This is a genomic window from Gammaproteobacteria bacterium (assembly GCA_003696665.1).
In the GTDB taxonomy this organism is placed as follows: Bacteria; Pseudomonadota; Gammaproteobacteria; order Enterobacterales.
The window spans coordinates 1-5,022 of the sequence record RFGJ01000122.1 but is presented as its reverse complement, the minus strand read 5'-3'; the positions used below and the strand labels follow the sequence as shown (position 1 = coordinate 5,022).

The window sequence follows — 5,022 nt, the reverse complement described above, 5'->3', positions numbered from 1 at the left end:
TTCGGCACCTTGCATACCACATCGGCGGCAAAAACCATTGACCGGATTATCGATGTTTTTCCAGCGGCTGAGAAAGACATGGTTCGTTCCATGCTTTCTGAATCATTGCAGGCGGTCATCGCCCAGACCTTGATTAAGAAAAATGGCGGCGGGCGTGTGGCAGCGCACGAAATCATGATTGGGACACCGGCGATTCGTAACCTGATTCGCGAGGACAAAGTGGCGCAGATGTACTCCGCCATCCAAACGGGTATCGGGGTTGGCATGCAGACGTTGGATCAGTGCCTCAAAGATCTGGTGCAGCGAGGCGTCATCTCCCGTCAGGCGGCACGAGAAAAGGCGCAAAATAAAGATTTGTTCTAGTTCCTGACAACTGATCGGACGGCAAGAGGAGGCAAGTGATGGATTTTGAAGGGCTGTTAAAACTGATGGTCAATAAAAAGGCCTCAGATCTGTTTATCACTGCTGGCGTGCCACCAAGTCTCAAAATCAATGGACGAGTGTTGGCGGTGGGGCAACGTGCTCTGTCGCCGGAAAAAGCAAGGGAAGTGGTGCTATCGATCATGAATGAAGAACAGCGCCGAGATTTTGCCCGCACCCATGAATGTAATTTCGCCATCAGCGCGTCCAGTATTGGCCGTTTTCGCGTGTCAGCGTTTCAGCAAAGAAACCAGGTGGGCATGGTGTTGCGTCGGATCGAGACACATATCCCGACCTTTGAGGAACTCCATTTGCCGCCAGTATTGCGTGATCTGGCCATGGTGAAACGCGGTTTGGTGATATTTGTTGGCGCGACGGGCTCAGGGAAGTCATCATCGCTTGCCGCCATGATCGGTTATCGCAACGCACACTCAAGTGGTCACATCATCAGTATTGAAGATCCCATTGAATTTATTCATCAGCACAAGAAATGTATCGTGACTCAGCGTGAAGTGGGTATTGATACGGAGTCTTTTGAAGTGGCGCTTAAGAACACCTTACGCCAGGCGCCAGATGTCATCATGATCGGCGAGGTGCGAACGCGTGAAACGATGGAATATGCCGTGGCGTTCGCTGAAACGGGCCACCTATGCTTGTGTACTCTGCATGCCAATAACGCCAACCAAGCGCTCGATCGCATCATCCATTTCTTTCCTTCTGATCGACGCCAGCAGCTATTGCTCGATCTGTCGCTGAATTTGAAAGCCATTGTTGGCCAGCAACTGATCCCGACGCCCGATGGTAAGGGCAGGCGCCCGGCGGTCGAAATTTTGATAAATACGCCGTTGATGTCCGATCACATTCGAAAAGGTGAGTTGCATCTGCTGAAGGACCTGATGGCAAAATCCAATGAGCATGGCATGCAGACCTTCGATCAAGCCTTGTTCCGATTGTACAAGGCGGGAGAAATTACCTATGAAGACGCCATCGCCCATGCCGATTCGCCGAACGACTTGCGCCTAATGATTAAGTTGGATGAATCTGGCAAGTCCAGTTTGGGTGAGTCGCTCGGTGGGTTATCCATCGAGGGGCGCAGCTAACGAGACACCTTGGGCGGCCACTGTGCGCTGACAGTTCGCCACTGTGGCGAAAGTCGGGACACCAGCGCCTTTAGGCTGCCTTCATAAGTCCCAGGCACCCAGGTGTTGGCACAAAAGCGAGCGGGGATTGACCAGTCTTCTAAGAGCCCGATGGAAGCTGTGACTTCGGAGGGCAGATTTGGCATCAGAAACCTTGACGGTTGCAGTTGGAAGGGCAGATTTTGAGACCATTCGCCGATAACCATCATTGGCCCGGTTTCGGGTTGTGCGCGCCAATAGGCGATCAACGCCAATGCAGCCAAAATATCCGCGCCACTCGCCAGTATTGCTGTGGCCACTGATGTCGGGGACGGCATTTTACGGCCAGACAGCTGAGCCTGTTGGCCGTGAAGGCGCCTTTCGGTTTTTGGGGAACAGCACAGCCAGCCTGATGTCACCGGCCACAGCAAAAATATCGGGCCGGTGTCGGTGTGTGCCAGCCACCAATGCCCACTGGGTAAATTTAAACCTGTCCAGACAAATTGTGTCCAACCGTGTGCCAAGGTCTCAGCTTGGGTGATCGATAACCGATGAGTCATGATTGCGTCTGCCACCAGCTTTCGAGAATGAGACACGCGGCAATCGAGTCCAACTTGCCCTTGTCCAGCCGCTTGTCTGGATAGTGACTCCGCCATTGCCAGTGTGCATCGCGAGTGCTGAGGCGCTCGTCCTGTAATGCCACCGGTAGCCCGAATCGTCCATGCAACCGATTGGCAAATTTACGCGCTCGAAGCGTGAGAGGTTGTTCACTACCGTCCATATTGAGCGGCTCGCCAACAACGAGTAGGTCGGGACGCCAGGTGTGAATCAGTTGTCCAACTTCCTCCCAGTTTGGAATGCCGTCGCGCGCCATCAGGTGCGCCAGCGGTTCTGCGCTACGGGTGATATGATTGCCCACGGCAACGCCAATGCGCCGGAGTCCAAAGTCGAAAGCGATGACGGTACTGACTTCAGGCACGGCCAATATCGGGGGATAGGTGCGCGGGATCGATGCCAAGCGAGCGAATGGCCATTTCCCAGCGCTTGTGAACCGGGACTTCAAAAATGATTTCTGGCGTGGCCGGCAAGACGAGCCAAGCATTTTCTTCAAGTTCACGTTCAAGTTGGCCGGATGTCCAACCGGCATAGCCTAGAATGAGATTGGCGTGGTCTTGCGTCTCGCCTTTTGCCAAAGCAGCCAATGCATCTTTCGATGATGTCAAATAAAGGTGCTCGCCGATCGGCAAGCTGGACTCAAAAGGCATGTCTCCCTGATGCAATACGAAACCAATATGTTCATGCACGGGACCGCCAGCTAACGCAGGCCGATCTTTGAAAGTGTCCGAGGGTGGGATTTCAAGATGCTTAAGAATTTCAGAAACATTGATGTCCAATGGACGATTGATGACCACGCCCATGGCGCCGTCTTGATTGTATTCACACACAAGTGCCACCGTATGCTCGAAGTTTGGATCGAGCATGCCGGGCATGGCGACAAGAAAGTGATTCTTTAAGCTGGTTTCACCTTTCATATCGCTTAGTATGGGGATTGTCTTTCAAAAAACAAGATCACTGTGATGAAAATCGATCACCGGGTTCAAAGCGCCAAATGCGGACAATTTCCAAAATATCCGTTTGTTCGCGCACTTCTTTCGGAAGCGGCGCAAAAGGCGCCGCCAGATGAACAATTCTTTTCGCCGCTTGATCAAGAATGGGATAGCCAGACGACTCTAGGATTTGGACTTGTTCCAGAGACCCGTCGGCACGGATGGCTACCTTTAATGTAAGTTGTCCATACATATTGCGGGCTTTCGCTTCCGCTGGATAGTTTTGATTGCCGATCCGCTCAATTTTCATTTGCCAGGCGTGAATGTAGGCAGCCTCGGCGGCTCTGGCGACCGCCGCTGAGGTAATCCGACGTCGCGGGGCGTCTGATTCGGCACGACGCATTTCGCCAAGTTCGGCTTCGAGGCTCGCCATCATCATGGCGCGAAGTGTCGCGGCATCTGTTTTTTGTGTTCGGCCTGTGGTGTCATTTCTTCCAATCTTGTCTGAGACGGTGAACCCTGAATTTTGGCGGTGTATCACACGGGCACCGCGCTGCTGTGTTGCCGTTTCTTGTTGCTGAGTGGTCGGGCGAACCGACTGGTCCGGAAAAGGGGCGCGAATCGGTGTCCGTTCAGGTTGCTTGATCTTTTTTTGGCCGCCACCAAGTTGATTGGCTTGCCCAATAAAATCCGATTGTTCTGGCGCCTCTTCGCTCACATTGCGCGCCAGAGTTACGTTGATCTGGCGGTTTTTCTCGGTCTTAGTTGAGGGTACGGTAAAAGTGATCCCGAAGATGATAAGAATATGGAAGCATATAGCGACAAAAAGGGTAAAACCCAATCGCTCCTTGGCGTCAATCTGTGGATCACTTAGCGTGTGCATGCCGTGCTTTGCTTGATCAGTTTGATCGATTGTGGTGGTGTCACCCATTCTATCCAATTTTTCATTGCGGTGTTGAGATAAGCGACGCCTTTGTGGTCGATGACGAGCCATGCGTGCACTCGCATCTTGTCAGCGAGTCGTGCGGCACATTTGGGGCCGGCAATTAGGATGGCGGTGGCCGCTGCATCCATCCATACAGGGTCGTCACCAATGACTGTCACTGACACTGTCCCTTGCGCTGGACGCGCCGTCCTTGGATCGAGAATATGGTGATAAGTGATGCCTTGATGTTGCCAATGCCTTTCGTAAGTACCAGAAGTAAAGATAGATTTTTTTCCAGAAAGTTCGATGGTGGCCAGCACTTTTTCTTTCGCAAAGGGATTTTGGATGGCAATACGCCATGGTCGATGTGGTGGTTGCCCGGCAATAATAATGTCACCGCCACCGTTGACCATATGATTGGTAATGCCTAGGTGCGAGAGACTCTGGCTCACCAATTGCAGAATGAAGCCTTTGCCGAAACCGCCAAAGTCGAGAGACACTTTTGGGTTGCGACTGCATAGCTGGCGGTTGTTGACAAAATAAACATCATGAATGCTTGGATGGCTGGCGAGCCAGTCATTGATCTCTTTGTCTTCTGGCGGTTGCCAGGCGGCAAGCATATTCTCACGTTGAAACCCCCAAAGTTTGAGTAGCTGGCCGATACCGGCATCGAACAACCCATCACTGGCTTGCCATAGCTGCTTCGCCAGTCGAATGAGCTGTGCGGTGGTTGGGGCAACTTGTACGCACCGGCCCTGTGCAAAGCTTTCATTGATGCGAGACAGTTCGCTTGGGTGCCAGGCGTGCCAGCGCTGATGAGCGTCATCAAGGAGCTTGGCCAGACGAGGTGAAATTTCATTGATAGGCGTTTGGTCATAGATGGTGATGTCCACCCAGGTGCCCATCGCCAAGTGCCGCCAGTGCTGTGGTGATTCTGAACGAAACTGACAAGCCGACAAGACAAATAGCAGACAACCGAAAATAAGCGCTTTTTTCACCACAACCACCTAGG

The 5,022-nt window shown here is 52.5% G+C and carries 7 protein-coding genes; 2 read left to right on the top strand and 5 right to left on the bottom strand.

The window, feature by feature from the left end:
- Nucleotides 1-363: twitching motility protein PilT (locus D6694_03875; GenBank protein ID RMH46128.1), on the top strand; the 363-nt coding region annotated here is incomplete at its 5' end.
- Between the two features lie 38 nt (nt 364-401).
- Nucleotides 402-1,520: a PilT/PilU family type 4a pilus ATPase gene (locus tag D6694_03870; protein RMH46127.1), complete on the top strand. Its 1,119-nt coding sequence runs from the start codon at nt 402-404 to the stop codon at nt 1,518-1,520.
- On the opposite strand, the gene D6694_03865 is transcribed toward D6694_03870, so the two are convergent.
- The 5 genes from D6694_03865 to D6694_03845 are packed head-to-tail and all read right to left on the bottom strand — an operon-like array spanning nt 1,517 to nt 5,017.
- Nucleotides 1,517-2,098, bottom strand: a complete 582-nt coding sequence (locus tag D6694_03865; GenBank protein RMH46126.1) for a hypothetical protein — start codon at nt 2,096-2,098, stop codon at nt 1,517-1,519. The two genes, D6694_03870 and D6694_03865, sit on opposite strands and share 4 nt — an antisense overlap.
- Nucleotides 2,095-2,640 (bottom strand): Holliday junction resolvase RuvX, encoded by a 546-nt coding sequence (gene ruvX / locus D6694_03860; GenBank protein RMH46125.1) that lies wholly within the window; start codon nt 2,638-2,640, stop codon nt 2,095-2,097. Before ruvX ends, D6694_03865 begins: the two co-directional genes overlap by 4 nt.
- Nucleotides 2,510-3,070 carry a YqgE/AlgH family protein gene (locus D6694_03855; GenBank protein ID RMH46124.1) on the bottom strand — a complete coding sequence of 187 codons (561 nt, stop codon included), beginning with the start codon at nt 3,068-3,070 and terminating at the stop codon, nt 2,510-2,512. Before D6694_03855 ends, ruvX begins: the two co-directional genes overlap by 131 nt.
- Nucleotides 3,071-3,107: 37 nt before the next feature.
- Nucleotides 3,108-4,079: an energy transducer TonB gene (locus D6694_03850; GenBank protein ID RMH46129.1), complete on the bottom strand. Its 972-nt coding sequence runs from the start codon at nt 4,077-4,079 to the stop codon at nt 3,108-3,110.
- Entirely contained in the window at nt 3,956-5,017 is a 1,062-nt protein-coding gene (locus tag D6694_03845; protein ID RMH46123.1) for an FAD:protein FMN transferase, read from the bottom strand. Before D6694_03845 ends, D6694_03850 begins: the two co-directional genes overlap by 124 nt.
- Nucleotides 5,018-5,022 lie beyond the last annotated feature (5 nt).